Consider the following 15,922-nt stretch of genomic DNA (forward strand, 5'->3'; position numbering starts at 1 on the left):
GGGATGAGCATGGCGCAATTGATGGATCGGATCACGGTGAACCCACGGCAGTGCGGTGGACGTCCCTGTATTCGCGGCATGCGCATTCGAGTTGCTGACGTTCTCGAGCTCCTCGCGTCAGGAATGACACCGAAGCAAATCGTGAAGGAACACCCGGACCTTGAGCCCGAGGATGTTCAAGCATGCCTGCGGTTCGCCAGCAGCCGCCTCAACCATCCGGTCATCGCGGCGTGATCCTGTGGCTGGACGCGCATATCTCTCCCAAGCTGTGTCCCTGGCTTCACCGGGCATTCGGCGTTGACACGTTACACGTTCGGGAGCTTGGCCTGCGCGAAGCGGAAGATCCCAACATCTTTGATCGCGCTCGCGATGCGAAGGTTGTCGTGTTCACCAAGGATCAGGATTTTGTTGACTTGGTGCGCCGGATCGGAACGCCGCCCCAGGTGTTGTGGCTGACCTGCGGGAACATGTCTAACGCGCGCCTCAAGGCCCTTCTGGAGCAGACGTTTCCGGATGCCATTGGACTATTGGAACAAGGTGAGGCGATCGTGGAGATCAGTCGCGGTGCGGAACCTCGTCACAGCCACGGCACAACCAGAGTGTCGCGCCGACGCCGCGGCAAGGAAACTTAATGCGCGGCGCAAACGGGGCGACCAACTGAAGTCAGAAAACAGCCGGTTGGCAAGCTCGAAGGCCAAGCTGGAGGCACTGACGAGCGCTGCGAGTCACCAGCTCGGTATGCTGACACATACACCGGGCCTCGTGGCAGGTGCAGCGCCGTCGGCGCCTCGAGGGGAGGCAATTCCGTGCCTGCTCGGCGCTCTTGGGAGTCCTGGGACAGGAACGCGAGTAATCCTATGACGCGTAACGGGAGATAGTACGGTCTCGTGTGGCAACTATCTGACTTGGAAGACTTCACTTGAGTAGCCAATCCCACTCGGGCGTGAGCGCCTCAACGAAGTCGCTCGGAAATCTGCGTCGGTATCGCCGCCACATCTCCACCGCCTGGCGGGCCAGTTCGGACGGCCAGTCCTCAGCGTATTCGAACAACTCATTGCCCTCCTGCTCAGCCTGATACAAGCCAAGCACGATTCCCTTACAGACTTCGAGAGCCTCATCTTCATGTAGCTGAATCCAGCTTAATCCGGGCGCTTGAGGTCGGCGAGAAACGGTTCGACCGACCGGGTATGACCTCCCAGGCGGCCTCTGACGGTTCGACGGAGCCCGATGCGCGTGCTCCAGCATCCGGATCGTCCAAACCGAGCCGTCGAACGACGGCTGATACTTCCGTGGCTACATCCGTGAATCTCAATGTAGCCAAGGAGAGCTCTAGAGCCAACTCCTCGGCGTGAGGAACAAGATCCGCGCGCGTCGTGAGCATCTGCAGAAGAACCGTGTGAGCCTCCTCTCCGTTTAGCAGGCGGAGGATGTGGCGCTTCAGAGGCCTGGAACGGCGCGCCTTGGTCTTGGTCATTCTCGGTGGGTGTCGTTTCACGGACATCACTGGCTACGAGGACCCGGGCACCGTTCTCCGGCTGGAGTGACATGAGCACAGCGGCGGGTCCGAGTTCTTCGCAATCATGTTGCTTGTCAACCATGACCGCGAAAGCGACGGCACAGGGACGACGCAAGGGGCATGCGAACACTGGCGCGGAAGGCAGAACCTGGTAGTTGCTGGCCAGAGTTGGTCGGCCAGCAACGCGAACACATGAGCATGTCTGCAGGGGATCTGTGATTTCAGGGCTGGGCATCGTCAGCGTGGCTCACACCGTGGCGGTGCGCTCCCTTGCAGCCGTCATACGCGCGGCGAGGGCGGCCAGTTCGCCGCGTGGGTGACGCATCAGGCGCAAGAGGCTGCTCATCGAGGCGCGGTCGGCTTCATGTTGTTCGCATTGACGCTCGTAGGCGCGCCGCGTCTTGCGGCACACGAGGGTCTGGGGTGAGCCCTGACGTTCGGTTACGTGCGTCATGTCCAGCCCGTGGCGCTCGATCTGCTGGTGTAGATGCTGGCGTCGATCCTTGCGCACCCGGAACCGATGCACATCGGCTACCGGATCGCGGGCGAAGGCGTTGAGCGCACGACAGTCGTCGCACCGACAGGAGATCTTCACGCTTTGCCGCCAATCCCTCGGCGGCGTGGGTGGTCGCTCGCTGCGGCTCAACAGAAACTGAGCGGCATACGCCCACAACCGTGCGACCTCGGGGTCTAGAGCGAATCCGTTTCGCTGATGCGTGTGGATCCTCTCCAGCGCGGGTACCACCACCGTATCGGGACGAAAGCCGGCTGGATTTGCCGTGATCGCGGCGGCGGCGTCCGCGCGCAACCTGGGCGCTTGTAGCACACGCAGCCCTTGCATGAGCTCCACGACCATCGTGCCGTCGACAGGCTCCGTCTTTTGCGGGCGCCGCCAGCCGTGCCGCGCGCGAGAGGCTGCTGCCTGTCCCAGGTTCGGCAGCGCTTCGACGATGGTGACCGCCACGTCGTCGAGCGCCGCCGTCCACGCCGCGTTCAGCCGTCCCAGGTGACTGATGGTGCGGTTCAACACGTTGACACACGCACGGGGAGCCACGGGCATGTGTCCACGGACCAGATGCGCGAAGAGGGTGCGGACGTTCGTCGCACCCAGCTGCGGAGCCGTCGCGGCGAGCGCCTCATTTTCGCTGCCGTCGTACTCTCGTGTCATGACACCGCGGATGAACCGCTCCAGCAAGCGCACGTTGCCGAGCTCGCTGAGCAGGTGGAGCATCTCGTCGCGACGTGGCACCGTGCCGGCGCCGGGAGACACGCGATAATCTGGTGAGGCTTCCCAGGCGTCGACGATTCGCCGGGCAATCGCAATCACCGAGTCACGTGCGGAACGCGTGTTGGCCGTGGCAGAGGCGGCGATCTGCTCCTTCAAATACGGCAACGCAGCGCCTGGCCCAGCGGGCAGCAGCACATCGAGGAACCGCTCGCGCGGCCACATCACTAGCGCCGCTCGGTGATACGCTCGCTCGAAGCTCGCACCTTCGTTCCCAGTCGCCTCCGTCACCCGCTGGGCGTCAGGCGGCGCGTTGTCCAATGCGCCAGCAGGGAGCACTTCCCCGTCATCGAGTGGCAGCTTGCCAAAGTCCATCGTGCGATCGTTGGGATCTATCCAGTGATCCACGTAGCGCCAGCCGTCGGACACCTCGATTACCTCGAAGGCCTCGCCCTCGGCATCTTCATCGTTCTCCTCTGCTTCCTCATCGTAGAAGCGCCAGCGCGAGCGGCGGTACGCATCTGGATCGTAGGTGAGCTCCGCCAGGCCGTATTCCTCGATATGGACAATCCCCAGGTGCACGGCGCATCCTGCGCGCTCGGCGGCCAGACGGAGGACGTTCGCCCGCGCCCCATCCGCCCCTTTCAATCCGGCGAAGGAGAGGCCAGCAGGGCTGTACTGATGCTCGAGGAGCCAGGTGAGCTTTGCGGACGCGTCTGGTGCCGCGAACCCGTCTTGGAGCGCGGTCGCGAGCGCAGTGACCTCCGTCTCGTAGCACGGCGCGGTCAGTGTGCGTCTGTGCTTCCCGGTTCGTTGCTGCATCAAGTTGTACACGAGGCACACGCGATTCCCTGACGTGATGGGCCTCACCTCATGCTCACAATCCGCATAGAATGCTGCGAACGTCAGCTCCGACACCTCCGTGGCGCTCAGGTTCACCGAGATTTCCCGCCCCGCGTGTCGGAGGAGCAAGTCGCCGCCGCGGTGAGTCGAGGGCAACACGACCACCAGGGTCCCGAACATCCCAGCCGCCTTCTCCGTGTCGCGATGCGTCTTGAAGAATCCGCCCTTGTCGTAGACCAACAGCTTGTGCAGCTCGGCCGCCACTTTGGTGTCGGCGCAGCCCAGCCCGCGGGTGGCGGTGGACAGGATGTGTTGGAACGCGCGCTGCCACGAGCGCCCGCCAATACGCACGGCGTCAGGCGACACCTGCCACACCTTGCGCACCGATTCGTCGACGATCGTGTCTTCGCCGCGCCCGTAGGGCGCGCGGACCGCCTGTCGAATGAGCTTCCGCACCTGTCCGGGTGGGATGGGAAACGACAGCACACCCACGCCCTCGACCTCGACGCGTGGCATCGGTGTGTCGTACGCGCCGTGCGCGAAGACATCCCCAGGCCGGCGCACTCCGGAGAGCACGGCTTCCAGCGACTTCAGATGGAGATTGTAGGGAACGGCGATGCCATCATCCGCCATGCGCGACAGCCTACGTCAGCATACGATGAAGAACAAGCCAGCATCTCCAGCCGTGCCACATGGCGCACGTGTCCCGGCTCGTGCGAGAATCGTCAGGGGCCGAGTATCGGGGCCGACGGTGCGACAGGGTGAATCAGGTTCGACGATTTCTTCGACACGGAGCTCGTGCAAGACTACTCGCATGCCGTTGTTATCGAGCGCGACGCTCCCGCGCGCTTCGGAGGTACTGCGGTAATACGTGTCTCTCCCACTGTCAGACAGCGAACTGTTGTTCGTGCGCGTGTGCCACCAGATCGCCTGACAGGACAGCGGAGGTCGGCCGAACCTGGTGAGACTGGTCCCACATGCGTGATGTCTCTCCGGAGCTCTCTGCCGCGTGATCCACATGCCGTCAAGAGGACCAGCCGCGTACGAGCTTCTAGCGAAGATAGGAACCCTGCCCGTCCGTATCCTCTCCTCAGAAGCGACCGAGGAACCGACCTTTTCATCCCACCGGCGACGCTGCAAGATCCTGCGAGACGATGTCGAGGATGGCGCGCTGGCGCTCCTCTTCGCGCTCGCGGTCCTGTCGCTCCATGACGCCCGGCCGCGTGGGAGCTCGGAGATTGACTACGTCGACCACGACGAGTGGACGCTCGACGATCTGTGCCAGCACCTGCGCTGCTGGAAGGGGAGCGCTCATGCTGGACACGGACTACGTGCGTGGCCGGATGATGAAGACGCGCGTGATGGTCTGGCCGAACGGCCTCGTCGAGATCCGGACCACGAATCGCCATCAGATGGCGACGCGGTGGGTCGAGACGCTCAAAGGGAAGAAGCATCTCCGTCTCGTGTCCGGTGACATCAGGTCAGCATGAGGTTGGGCGACACGAGTCCGTGCGGGGCGCGCGCTCCTTGCGACGCCGGGACGCCGAGAGCTTCGACCTGCCGGAGTGCTCACCAGAAGCTCCACTCGATCACCCTGGGCACACTCCGTGGATCTGACGTAGATGGTGTTAGGGAGTATTCAGTGTAAGTCCTTTATTTGGTGCCGAAGGAGGGAGTCGAACCCTCACGCCCGTTGCCAGGCGGGGGATTTTGAGTCCGGTGCCTGGATCGAAAACAGGCCGAAACGTGCGAGTTTTTCGGCCTGTTTTCTCACTTCAACTTGGGTGGCGTTGGGCCAGATTGGGCACCGCGTGATGAGTGTTGGGCACACTCGCGGGCACACCGCAGGTCAAAGCTGCATGCGACCCTCAGGTGTGCAGGTTGGACAGGCGATCAAGCTGGTGCGTCCAGCCGGACGGGACCTGACGAGCTCCTGCGGCGTCAACGCGAGGACCGACGCGTGCGGGAGCTCAAGATGTGTCCGCAGGGAGCGGCCCACTCGCCACGCGGTTGAACTGTAACTCCTCTTTGCGATCCGGCGCCATGTTGCCGTACACTGTGACAGTGAACCTGCGTGATCGCATCACGGTCGACCCCGCTGTCAGGTTTGGGAAGCCTTGCGTGCGCGGCACCCGCATTTCTGTCGGTGACATCCTCGGATACCTCGCCGGTGGAATGTCTGAACAGCAGCTCCTCGCCCAGTTCCCGCAGTTGACGGCCCAGGACATCCGGGCGTGTCTCGCTTACGCGGCGGAGCGCGAGCGTCGAACCTTCGGCGTACCGGCAGCTTGAGTCGATGCGGCTGCTGTTCGACGAACAGTTGTCTGAGGACCTCTGTGAGACCCTCTCCGGCCTGTATCCGAGATCACTGCACGTTCGTCGGTTAGGGCTCGGTGGTGCTCCTGATTCGCGCGTCTGGCAAGCGGCCCGAGAGCATGAGGCTCTCCTGGTTACGAAAGACGAAGACTTTCACCGACTCGTATTACTGCAGGGCGCTCCGCCGAAGGTCATCTGGATACGCTTGGGGAACTGCTCCACGCAACAGATGGCCGAACTCCTTCGGCGCAGCTACGACGGCATTCGTCGATTCTCTGACCAGGAGGAAGCAACGATCCTCGAGTTGGGCTAGAACGGTCCGGGCGCTCGCGGTCGGGCCGCTACACGACGGCTAGCCGCGGGTGATTTGGCGCGCAAGTTGCGGCGCTACATCGACAAGTACAATCGCAACGCCAAGCCCGTGCGCTGGTCTTATGCTGATCCCTCACGGCGCATCGCGTGATACTAAAGAAGCCGTTAGTACGGTCCACTAGCGCGTTCGGTCCGCGCCGCGTGCCACACACACGGCGCCTTCAACGATCACGAAGGCGCGACGAAGAGCTGCCGCCACCAGGGCTCCTCTTCCTCATGCGCTTGAGCGAGCGACGGAACTCAATGTAGTGAAGAACGTCCTCGCGGTCATCATCGTCCAGATCAGCAATTGCACTCAGTAGCGTCTGCGAGGTCGCGTCCGGTTCTGTTTGTGAGATAAAGATCGTGATCGGAGCGCCAAGGCTCCGCGCGAGCCTCTCAAGGTGCGCCACTGAAGGCTTGTATGTACCGGTTTCCCACCGAGAGATAGTATTTGGCGTCGTTCCAGTGAGCTCGGCCAACCGTATTTGACTCACTTGCCGACGCATCCGGACCTCTCTAATCTTCTCGCCGATTCGCCGGTAGAGTTGGGCTTCCCTCCGTCCTTCTTTAGGATTATATATTCCTTTTAGTGTTGACATCATCGGAATGGCTCAATATCCTAATAAAGGATACACGATTCCTTGTCGTGTACAGCTTTTGTCCGACGCAAGAAAGGAGACGAATGATGAAACGCAGCCGGCGAAGCGAGAGCAGTTGGCTTCAAGAGGGTGACGCAGAGGTAGATATGGTGACGATGGTCACGGGCCATCCATCCACACCCTTACACCACACCGCTTTGGTTCAACAGATGCAAGTACGATTCAAGAGAAGCCTTCGCCACGTCACTGCAGTTGAGCGGCTGACGCACGAGCGGAGACGCGACGACTGAATCACGCCAGAGTGTCGGTCGCGTCCCAGGACGACCGCGACTATTCGTAGCCACGCCGCGGAAACGCGACCGCGCGCTCAGTCCCGTGAAGCACGAATAGACTTGCGAGCCTTGGTTTATTTCGAGGCCAGAGCAGGTGATCCCGCGCTCCAGATGGGTCGCGCTGCGTGCTCCAGACGGCGGTACTTCCGAACCTCCGTGTCGATGGGCGTCGTGAGTGTAGACCATGACTGGCTCGTCCACGAGCCGTGAGCCGGATGACGTGAGTTGGTGCATATGACGTTCGCGGCCAATCATGCGGGGCGGCAAGATCGCAGTCGCGAGGTCGGTCGGTCCCGCGCGCGCGCTCGGCCGAAGTCAGTCGAGCGGCGGCAGGAGCGCGGGATCCACGAGCACTCGAATCGACCGAGGTGTTCGAGGTGTTCGTGAAATGAGACCACGCCGCTCGAGGGCGAGGACCATGTTGTGCACGGATGGCGGCGTGACCTAAAATACGCTTGAATATCCGCCTCTGCCGGCGGCCGTCGATGCAGCTTCGAGTACGTGGCGATGAACGCGAGGTATTGCCCTTGCAGCTTCGTGAATGCCTGAGCCATGAATACCGCCTGGCACTCGATCTTCAATGGGCAGTTTGCCACGTCCGAACGTCAGATCAGACACCACGTATGTCGACGCGAAAGGCGTCCTCGCCGAAGCTGTCGCGTACTCGACAGGCGAGCACATACTGGCGAGCGCCGATACGCACGTGGCGCTGTTTCCTCGCCAGTGCACACAGCTCCTGCCGGAGAGCCCTTGCCTTCGGAGTCGATCGTTCGAATCTGGCGATGCCGAATCCGACGGCACCACGGATGACGCACACCTCGTCAAAATCGCCGTCGTAGTCGACATCCAAGGCGTTGCCCTCCCATTGAAGGGCTTGCTCTACTAGGTCGTCAAGAATACTCGGGTGCTCTTTCGCCATTTGCGCATCAGCCTGGCAGCCAAACCGAACGGCGCATCGCGAAAATTCTAACGGATGGGTGGCCTTGGGCGCGAAAACGCGCGACGACACAGCGCTCGGGCCTCAGGCCGCGGACCCACGTTCCTGGCCTGAGACCCAGGCACCGTCGAGATCCTCCCTGCAGATGACGATCCACGAGGGCTCGACCCGAAGCCCAGCGTGTAGGCGACGCATGGGTCTCCGCAAGCACCCGACGCGAGCCGTCCATGTCATCAACATAGCCGGTTGGCGGCACGCGCGAAGAACGTCGACTAGGCCTGCCCAGACTTCGTCCTCGCCTGTTCCATCGCGATCTGGTTCACGTGGGCGAGGGCCCGAGCACCTGATGCACCTTCGACCGCCTTGACCGCAATGTCCTGGACCTGCCGCTTGGCGTCTTCCAGCTGCTTCTCGAGCGCCGCAATCTGAGCAGACCGGCCGGCGGCGACTTCCTCGAGCGTCTTGATCTGAAGCTCCGCGACGCGGCGGTTAGCCTCGCGTTCTTTGGTCATTAGCAGCAGCTGCTGTTCGAATTGCTGCTCGGTCTGCTGAATTGCGGCAAGCCTCGCCTGCTCGGCTTCCGCTTGAAGCCTGGCGCCGAACCCGTCGACTTCATGGCGAAGGCCGACGAGTTCCTCTTCCTGTTCTTTCAACGCCGCCTCGCGCTCCTGCCAGCTTTTCTGCAACGCTTCCTGTTGCTCGCGATGCTTCTTCTCAACTGCTCGCACCTCCTCGTCGTACTTATCCTGCGCCTTCTTGCGTTCAAGGTTCTTCTTGTACTCGTACTCCTCCACCTCGCGTTGGCGCTGCTTCCTCAAGGTATCGTCGTATTCCTTCTCGGCGCGTTCCCGCGCTTTGACTTCGCCGTCCCATTGGGCGCGGCGGTCGGTCATCTCCGCTACCAACGCCTGCTTGCGAGCCTCGTACTCCTGTACCAATTGATCGACTGCCGTTCGCGCGACGTCGATCTTGTGCAGTCGCGCGAGCTCCGTACGTTCCAGCGCCACCGATTCCCGAATGGTGGCGAGGCGCTGCACCTCACCGATCAGTTGGTCGGACACTTCAGCCAAGGCCCTGGAAATCTGCACGGTCAGCTCGGAGACGTTTCTCGCCACGGTTTCGACGGACAGCCCATCGACCGCCTGCCGCACCTCCGCTGCTCTGAGCTCGGCGACTTCTTCGGCTTTCGCGTCTCTGGCTTCTCGTGCTGCCGCGACCTCGTCGCGGATCTTCGTAAATTCCTGCTGCACCGTGGCCTTACTCGGCCGCGCTCGCGCCGTTGCCGTTCGCTTCGCCATGACTCAATCCTCACGCGTCTATTACGCGCCGTTTCACCGACGCCGTTCCATCTGTCCCTCGCAGGGCGCTGGCCATGATACGGGCGGCGGGAGGCGATCGATCCGCACGGAGGGACCACGACTCGAGCGGGGAACAGAAACACCAATCGAGACTCAAACCGCAACGACGCTCATGCGCACGTCAGACTGTGCTCCAGAAGCTCCACTCGATCACCCTGGGCACACTCCGTGGATCTGACGTAGATGGTGTTAGGGAGTATTCAGTGTAAGTCCTTTATTTGGTGCCGAAGGAGGGAGTCGAACCCTCACGCCCGTTGCCAGGCGGGGGATTTTGAGTCCCCTGCGTCTGCCAGTTCCGCCACTTCGGCCCGCACACGAAGGCGAAGAAAGCTAGTCTAGCATGCCGCCTGGGCACTCCTGAGCGGCCGCGCCTCGTTCACGCTCCCAGCGCACTCGGGCAGGCACGCTTGTCCGCCAGGCAGGCCTCTGAAGGTGTGCGCTACTTGATGGTCCATAAGTACAACACGCGCGTACTCCCGTTGCTGTCCGTAAACTGGTCGATCTTATCTGGTTTCCACTCACCACCCATACTGAAGTTATGTGATACGACCCGTGCGCCGGGCCCAAGCTCTTGTTGTAATTTTGGACGCAGCTTCAAGTTCGACGACGACAAGAGATAGAGCGTGACGACCGTGGCACCGGAGATGTCGGTCGTGAGCGCATTCTCCAAGCGGAACTCGACGCGCGACTCCACGCCCGCCTCGCGCGCGTTGGCACGTGACTCAGCGATGCGCTTCGGATCGATGTCGATGCCGACACCGCGCGCCCCGTATTGCTTCGCCGCTCGAATGACCAATCGGCCGTCGCCGCTGCCGAGGTCATAGACGACATCACTCTTGCCGACGCCCGCCAATTCGAGCATCCGGTCCACTACGTCATGCGGAGTAGGAGCATATGGCGCGAGACTTTCCCCCGCTGGCGGGAGCGACTGAGCCTGAGCCGGTGCGCCGCCCGCACGTTCGACATCGACGATTGCGGCCGCGGCGGTTGCCACGAGCGCTACGGAGAGGAGACCGCGCGTTGTCCGCGCGCTCATCCGGCTTCCGCTCATCACGCCCTCCTTTCAAGAGCCCTCGCCGTTTCGACGCCAAAACAGTTGCGCTGGTTCTTGCGGGCCGCGGCTTGCAGCCGCGCCCCCGCCCTTCGACTTCGCTCGTCCGACGCCGACGACATCCTGTCACAGTACTGACGGGTAGCACGGTTGCGCGCGTTGCGCATACACGGCGGTTCGTTCGTAGCGGGCAACCTGCTGCTGCACAATGACTTCGCCGCATGCGTGCACGAAAAGGCCGATTTTGCGGCTTCTTCCCGTGACAATTCCGTGTCGACCGCGCTATACTAGGAGGCTACACGTCTCGCGACACGCCTAACCTACTCCCATGTCTTTCAACAAAGTGGGGTGCACGTGACATTCCAACTCGGCGACAAGGTCATCTACCCGAACCACGGGCTTGGCATCATCGAGACGATCGAGACCAAGACCATTCTGGGCACGACGTGCGGCTTTTATCAGCTACGGATGCTAGCCAGCGAGACGACCGTGCTGGTACCGGTTGACAACGTGGACAGCGTGGGGCTCCGTCGCGCCATCGACGACGAGGAAGTCGAGGGGCTGTTCACGCGTCTCGGCGACGGCAAGATCGAAAGCCATCAGAATTGGAAAGGGCGGTTCAAGGACAACTCGGATCGGATGCGCACCGGCTCCATCTACGACGTGGTCGAGGTGCTGAAGAGCCTTATGTATCTCAGCAAATCGAAGAGCCTGTCGTTTCGCGAAAAGCGGATGCTGGACCGGGCAAAGTTTCTCGTAGTGTCGGAGATCGCGGAAGTGATGCGAAATCCGATGCCGGAGATCGAGCAGAAAGTCGACCAGGCCCTGGAGCACTGCTTTGCGGCCAAGGAACGAGCCGACACGCGTGCCGCAAAACTCAAGAGCGCCAAGGTTGCCGCCAGCGCCAGCGCTGGCGCCGGCGCTGGCGCGCGGCGGGCGGTGCGCGCTTCCTAATAGCCGGCCGTGAGCGAGACACCGTGATGAGACGGGGCAGGCCGCCCGAGAGACCGGGGCGGCCTGCCCCGTTTCGTTTTATGATGCCTTCCATGCGTCTCCTGCGCACCGCGTTGGCGGCGCTGAGAACGGTCGTCACCTACGCGTTCGTCAGCCTCTACATCCTCCTTGTCGGGCCCGTCGCGCTCGCCGTCGCGTTCCTCTTTGGATGGCATCGGCCGCTCTACGTGGCGGCACACGGGGCGGTGAGCGTGGCGCTCCGCCTCGCGGGCATTCGCATGATCGTGAACGGCGCCGAGCAGGTCACGCCCGCGCAGCCCACGCTGTACTGTGTGAACCACGCCAGCAACGTCGAGCCACCGATCCTGTTCGCAGCGCTCCGGAGCATCGGGACGCGGTTGAAGATCGTGTACAAGGAGGAACTGCGCCGCTTACCGATTCTCGGCCGGGGCTTCGAGGTGGTCGGCTTCGTGCCAATCAATCGCCGTGATCGCGAGCAGAGCACCCGCGCCATCGAGCGCGCCGCCGCTCAGGCGCGTGCCGGCGATTCGTTCTTGATGTTTCCGGAAGGCACGCGCAGTGTGACCGGCGAGCTCTTGCCGTTCAAGATGGGAGCGTTCTTGCTTGCCGTGAGGGCGCAAGTGCGAATCGTCCCAGTGGCGATTGCAGGCGCCGACCGCGCCATGCGGAAGGGGAGCCCGCTCATTTGGCCGACGACCGTGCGCGTGCATTTTGGCGAGCCGGTGACGACAGCGGGATTGGGCGTGGAAAGCCGCCACGCGCTTCGTGATATTGCACGCGAGCGGGTCGCCCAATTGCTAGCAGACGCCAAGACATGCCTTCGCCTCGCCGGCGGCGTGGCGAAGGCCACGCAGGCGGGCCGTGGCCTTTGGCCGCGCGCCGTCGGACGCTCACGGCGCGTTCGGCGAACGCGCCCTACCATGATGGGAGGGACGCCTCGCCGAGGCGTCCGTTCCGCGTTCTCGAGGGCTCCAGAGGAGACGACATGGACGGGTTCATCACGTTAGGACGCACGCTCGGCTTTTCGTTCGCCGCGGGCGTGAATCTCTACGCCACCGTCGGCATCTTGGGCCTGGCTGCCCGTTATGGCTGGGTGACGCTTCCGCCACAGTTCGAGGCCTTCGACAACAACCTGATCATCGGCGCGGCGATCGTGATGTACGTGATCGAGTTCTTCGCGGACAAGGTCCCATGGGTCGATACCGCGTGGGACGCGGTTCACACGCTCATTCGCCCTGTGGGCGGCGCGCTCATCGCCGTCGCGACGCTTGGCGAGGCTTCACCCACCGTCACCGGGCTCGTTGCGCTGCTCGGTGGAGGAGTTGCCGCCAGCAGTCATCTGACGAAAGCGGGCGCGCGGGCCACGGCCAACACGAGCCCGGAGCCGTTCTCGAACTGGATTTTGAGCCTGGCCGAGGATGTCTTTGTTGTTGGCCTTGGGATCGTCACGCTCAACTATCCCCTCGTTGCCTTGGTCGTGACGGTGGTGCTGCTCGTGATTATCGTCGCGAGCGCGCTGCTCATCGCACGCGCCGTGCGCCGCCGCTTCAGCCGCACCGACACCTCACCGGTCCCGGTCTAGGGAGGGCGCGTTCGGCGAACGCGCCCTCCCTCATTGTCCCGTCGTAAAGGTGAGCGTCCACGGCGCGAGCGCTTCCCCAGTCGTCGACACGATCCCTTTCCCAAGCGTGACCTGGACCGGTGTGAACGGCGGGAGCGGCTCGCTCAGCGCAATCTCCAACACACGCTGGCCAGCATCGTAGGAAAGGGTCGCCAACATGACAACGTCCTTCGCCTTGTCACGAGAAGCGCCGCTCGGGGCCTGTTGCTCGTACGCCACACGCACTTGGCCCTCGAATGAGTCGGGATCCATGTCGCGTGAGAACTGAATGCGAATGGGGCCCGCACGGTCTGCCTCTTCTTCGGCCTCTGTCGGCACGCTAAAGATTGCCTCGGGCGGCTCCTGGGGAACTGGTGTTGGTGGGCGCGCCTGGGACGGTTCGTCGGGTGGGTCGGAGATGCCGATGGTGGAGGCTTCAATCCACACGAGCCCCTCGTCCACCCGGACGCGGCCCTGGACCTCGAGCCAACGGCCGGTGTCGACACGTGCGCCCGGGTCGAGATCGAAGCCGTCCCCCTTGGGTTGCCGGCCGACCACCCACACGGCGGCATCCGCCGACTGGAGGACGAAGTCCCAGCGGCTCACGCCGGGCGCCTTCGGGAGGTCGCCGTACAGATTCCGACCCCGAAACCGCCCCACCACAGTCACGCTGTGACTCAGATACCGGTCGGGCGAGAGTGCAAGCGCACGCACCGAAGGCGCTGGAAAGGCCTCGGCGGGCTCGACGGCGTCGACCAGCAGCGCCAGCAGCTCGCCGGCTCCTGGCCAGTCGCGATTGAGGCGCTGTCGTGCGAGCGAGGCGACGTCGAAGCGCTGCAGGCGGGGATCGTTCGGCGCGAAGCGGCCGACGTCGAGGAACGTGCCGGTCACTTCCACGACGTCGTCCGGTCCCGTGGTCGGGGCTGTGGTCGCACCGAGGAGGGGAATGCGTCCGCCGCGCGCCACCAGCTCGACGCCCGCACGGCTCGTCTCGATCACGCCGCGCACACGCACGGCCTGCCCGTTGAAAAAGACAGGATAGGCCAGCAGGGCGTCGACGATAGCCACCCGGCGCGACGCTGACAGCTGCGAGCTCGTAGGTTGAGCCAGTGCTGGTGCCATCGTCATCACCACCGCGATGGCCGTCCAGCAGCCGGCGAGAGCGACATGCCTCACACGCACAGATCGAGCTTAAACGAAAAACCTCGTTCCAGGGGTAGCGATGCTTGGCCGAGGTGTCCTGACGGCGCGTTCGGCGAACGCGCCCTACCAGAGGGAAGGTAGGGACGCCCCGCGGAGACGTCCACTAGTTTTGGTTCGCCAACGGGATCTCCAGCTGCGATGGCGGGGCTTTGAGGTCGGCACGGTGTCGCTCGACGAGCTGATTGATCTCCGCCACCACGCCGGGGTGATCTTTCGAGCGGTCGTACTGCTCCGATGGGTCCTGCTGGAGGTGGAACAGGAGCGGTGGGTCGTGGGTCTCGGGAGCGTCGTCGCCGTAGCCCGCCTGGGTGATGAAGTGGGCCTTCCACGGGCCGTGACGGACGGCCATCAGGCGGTCGCCCCGATAGAAGAACATCGTGTCCCTTGGGCTCTTGCCGGTGCCGGACAGCACCGCGCTGAGATCGACGCCATCGATGATGCGGTCATCCGGGACGGCGACGCCGGCCAGCTGCAGGCTCGTCGTGAAGATGTCCATCGTGCTCGCGACATCGAGCGACACGGCTCCGGCGGGAATGTGCCCGGGCCAGCGGGCGATGCCCGGGACGCGCATGCCGCCTTCCCATGTGCTGCCTTTGCCTTCCCGCAAGAGGCCGGCCGATCCGCCCTGTTCAGCGAATGTCAGCCACGGTCCATTGTCGCTCGTGAACCAGACGATCGTGTTCTGGTCCAGGCCGAGCCGCTGGAGCGCGTCGAGGATCCGGCCGGTGCTTCGGTCGATTTCTTCGATCACGTCGCCGTACAGGCCGCGCGCGCTAACGCCCTCGAAGTCCGGAGAGCGGAAGAGCGGGACGTGCGGCATCGAGTGGGCCAGGTAGACGAAGAAGGGCTGCTCGCGATGCTGCTCGATGAAACGGACGGCCTCATCGGTGTACCGCTTCGTGATCGTCGTCTGGTCCGCCGGGCGCTCGATGATTGTCTCGTTGCGCATCAAGGGAACGTTCCAGTACTCGATCTTCGGATCCGCAAAGGCGGCGCGGCCCTTGGGAACGTGCTCGTCGTTCAGGCGGTCCATGTCGTTCGAGTACGGGATGCCGTAGTAGAAGTCGAAGCCGTGGCGCGTCGGCAGAAAGGTCTCCAGGTGGCCCAGGTGCCACTTGCCGACGGCGGCGGTCGCATAGTTCTTCGTCTTCAGGGCGCGGGCGAGCGTGATCTCATCGGCGGGCAGGCCACCGCCGGAATCGGGGAAGAGGACACGGCGGCGGTCGCTGGACATGCCGCTGCGGATGGGCAGCCGTCCCGTCAAGAGGGCGGCCCGGCTCGGCGTGCAGACCGACGCGGCGGCATAGAACTGTGTGAAGCGGATGCCCTCGGCGGCCATGCGATCGAGGCGAGGTGTGCGAATCGTAGGGTGGCCGTAGGCGCCGAGATCGCCGTAGCCCAGGTCGTCGGCGAACACTACGACGATGCTCGGCGGAGGGGCGTCCTTCGCTGCTTTGAGGGCCTGAAGGTCGCCTGCAGGGCGCGAAGCGATCGCATCCAACGTTGGTGGCCCGAGCAGCACGGCGCACATAGCGACGCCTGGCCACAGCAGAACGCCGGTTGCTGAAGATACTGACATGGCTGGAGCTCACAGAGTTCGAGATGGCGCGATG

Annotated in this window: 14 protein-coding genes, 1 tRNA gene and 2 pseudogenes; 8 read left to right on the forward strand and 9 right to left on the reverse strand. The window is 63.4% G+C overall.

Annotation, left to right across the window (positions count from 1 at the left end; translation table 11 throughout):
• The first annotated feature begins 9 nt into the window (after nucleotides 1–9).
• Together GEV06_03530 and GEV06_03535 are read left to right on the forward strand one after the other, a co-directional pair.
• On the forward strand, nucleotides 10–234 hold the full coding sequence (locus tag GEV06_03530) for a DUF433 domain-containing protein (protein ID MPZ16977.1): 225 nt from the start codon (nucleotides 10–12) through the stop codon (nucleotides 232–234).
• A pseudogene (locus tag GEV06_03535) lies at nucleotides 231–560 on the forward strand (hypothetical protein). Before GEV06_03530 ends, GEV06_03535 begins: the two are co-directional and overlap by 4 nt.
• Nucleotides 561–1,763: 1,203 nt before the next feature.
• Here the strand turns inward: GEV06_03535 and GEV06_03540 are convergent.
• Nucleotides 1,764–4,217: a hypothetical protein gene (locus tag GEV06_03540; GenBank protein MPZ16978.1), complete on the reverse strand. Its 2,454-nt coding sequence runs from the start codon at nucleotides 4,215–4,217 to the stop codon at nucleotides 1,764–1,766.
• Between the two features lie 484 nt (nucleotides 4,218–4,701).
• Complete coding sequence (locus GEV06_03545) at nucleotides 4,702–4,899, reverse strand: hypothetical protein (protein ID MPZ16979.1); 198 nt, start codon at nucleotides 4,897–4,899, stop codon at nucleotides 4,702–4,704.
• A gap of 749 nt (nucleotides 4,900–5,648) precedes the next feature.
• Between GEV06_03545 and GEV06_03550 the strand changes: the two genes are divergently transcribed.
• Nucleotides 5,649–5,876, forward strand: coding sequence for a DUF433 domain-containing protein (locus GEV06_03550; GenBank protein ID MPZ16980.1), 228 nt, complete (start codon nucleotides 5,649–5,651; stop codon nucleotides 5,874–5,876).
• Nucleotides 5,877–5,880: 4 nt separating this feature from the next.
• Nucleotides 5,881–6,213 carry a hypothetical protein gene (locus tag GEV06_03555; protein ID MPZ16981.1) on the forward strand — a complete coding sequence of 111 codons (333 nt, stop codon included), beginning with the start codon at nucleotides 5,881–5,883 and terminating at the stop codon, nucleotides 6,211–6,213.
• Nucleotides 6,214–6,433: 220 nt separating this feature from the next.
• On the opposite strand, the gene GEV06_03560 is transcribed toward GEV06_03555, so the two are convergent.
• Together GEV06_03560 and GEV06_03565 are read right to left on the reverse strand one after the other, a co-directional pair.
• Nucleotides 6,434–6,856, reverse strand: a complete 423-nt coding sequence (locus GEV06_03560; GenBank protein MPZ16982.1) for a helix-turn-helix domain-containing protein — start codon at nucleotides 6,854–6,856, stop codon at nucleotides 6,434–6,436.
• Nucleotides 6,857–7,500: 644 nt separating this feature from the next.
• Nucleotides 7,501–7,739 (reverse strand): annotated as a pseudogene (locus GEV06_03565) (hypothetical protein).
• A 26-nt stretch (nucleotides 7,740–7,765) separates the two neighbouring features.
• On the opposite strand from GEV06_03565, the gene GEV06_03570 reads away from it, so the two are divergent.
• Nucleotides 7,766–8,071, forward strand: coding sequence for a hypothetical protein (locus GEV06_03570; GenBank protein ID MPZ16983.1), 306 nt, complete (start codon nucleotides 7,766–7,768; stop codon nucleotides 8,069–8,071).
• 323 nt (nucleotides 8,072–8,394) lie between these two features.
• On the opposite strand, the gene GEV06_03575 is transcribed toward GEV06_03570, so the two are convergent.
• The 3 genes from GEV06_03575 to GEV06_03585 form a co-directional block, all read right to left on the reverse strand.
• Complete coding sequence (locus GEV06_03575; protein MPZ16984.1) at nucleotides 8,395–9,273, reverse strand: hypothetical protein; 879 nt, start codon at nucleotides 9,271–9,273, stop codon at nucleotides 8,395–8,397.
• A gap of 426 nt (nucleotides 9,274–9,699) precedes the next feature.
• Nucleotides 9,700–9,788, reverse strand: a tRNA-Leu gene (locus GEV06_03580).
• Between the two features lie 131 nt (nucleotides 9,789–9,919).
• Nucleotides 9,920–10,516, reverse strand: a complete 597-nt coding sequence (locus GEV06_03585) for a methyltransferase domain-containing protein (protein MPZ16985.1) — start codon at nucleotides 10,514–10,516, stop codon at nucleotides 9,920–9,922.
• Nucleotides 10,517–10,879: 363 nt separating this feature from the next.
• Between GEV06_03585 and GEV06_03590 the strand changes: the two genes are divergently transcribed.
• The 3 genes from GEV06_03590 to GEV06_03600 are packed head-to-tail and all read left to right on the forward strand — an operon-like array spanning nucleotide 10,880 to nucleotide 13,088.
• Nucleotides 10,880–11,485, forward strand: a complete 606-nt coding sequence (locus GEV06_03590; GenBank protein ID MPZ16986.1) for a CarD family transcriptional regulator — start codon at nucleotides 10,880–10,882, stop codon at nucleotides 11,483–11,485.
• Between the two features lie 26 nt (nucleotides 11,486–11,511).
• The gene (locus GEV06_03595) at nucleotides 11,512–12,513 is read left to right on the forward strand and encodes a hypothetical protein (protein ID MPZ16987.1); all 1,002 of its coding nucleotides are present in this window, start codon (nucleotides 11,512–11,514) and stop codon (nucleotides 12,511–12,513) included.
• On the forward strand, nucleotides 12,492–13,088 hold the full coding sequence (locus GEV06_03600; GenBank protein ID MPZ16988.1) for a DUF4126 family protein: 597 nt from the start codon (nucleotides 12,492–12,494) through the stop codon (nucleotides 13,086–13,088). The genes GEV06_03595 and GEV06_03600 overlap by 22 nt, the downstream gene beginning before the upstream one ends.
• Nucleotides 13,089–13,118: 30 nt before the next feature.
• Here the strand turns inward: GEV06_03600 and GEV06_03605 are convergent, their stop codons facing one another.
• Together GEV06_03605 and GEV06_03610 are read right to left on the reverse strand one after the other, a co-directional pair.
• Complete coding sequence (locus GEV06_03605; GenBank protein MPZ16989.1) at nucleotides 13,119–14,282, reverse strand: hypothetical protein; 1,164 nt, start codon at nucleotides 14,280–14,282, stop codon at nucleotides 13,119–13,121.
• Between the two features lie 130 nt (nucleotides 14,283–14,412).
• Nucleotides 14,413–15,840: a sulfatase-like hydrolase/transferase gene (locus tag GEV06_03610; protein ID MPZ16990.1), complete on the reverse strand. Its 1,428-nt coding sequence runs from the start codon at nucleotides 15,838–15,840 to the stop codon at nucleotides 14,413–14,415.
• Nucleotides 15,841–15,922: the final 82 nt, after the last annotated feature.

Origin of the sequence: Luteitalea sp. (assembly GCA_009377605.1) — a bacterium.
Lineage (GTDB): Bacteria > Acidobacteriota > Vicinamibacteria > Vicinamibacterales > Vicinamibacteraceae > WHTT01.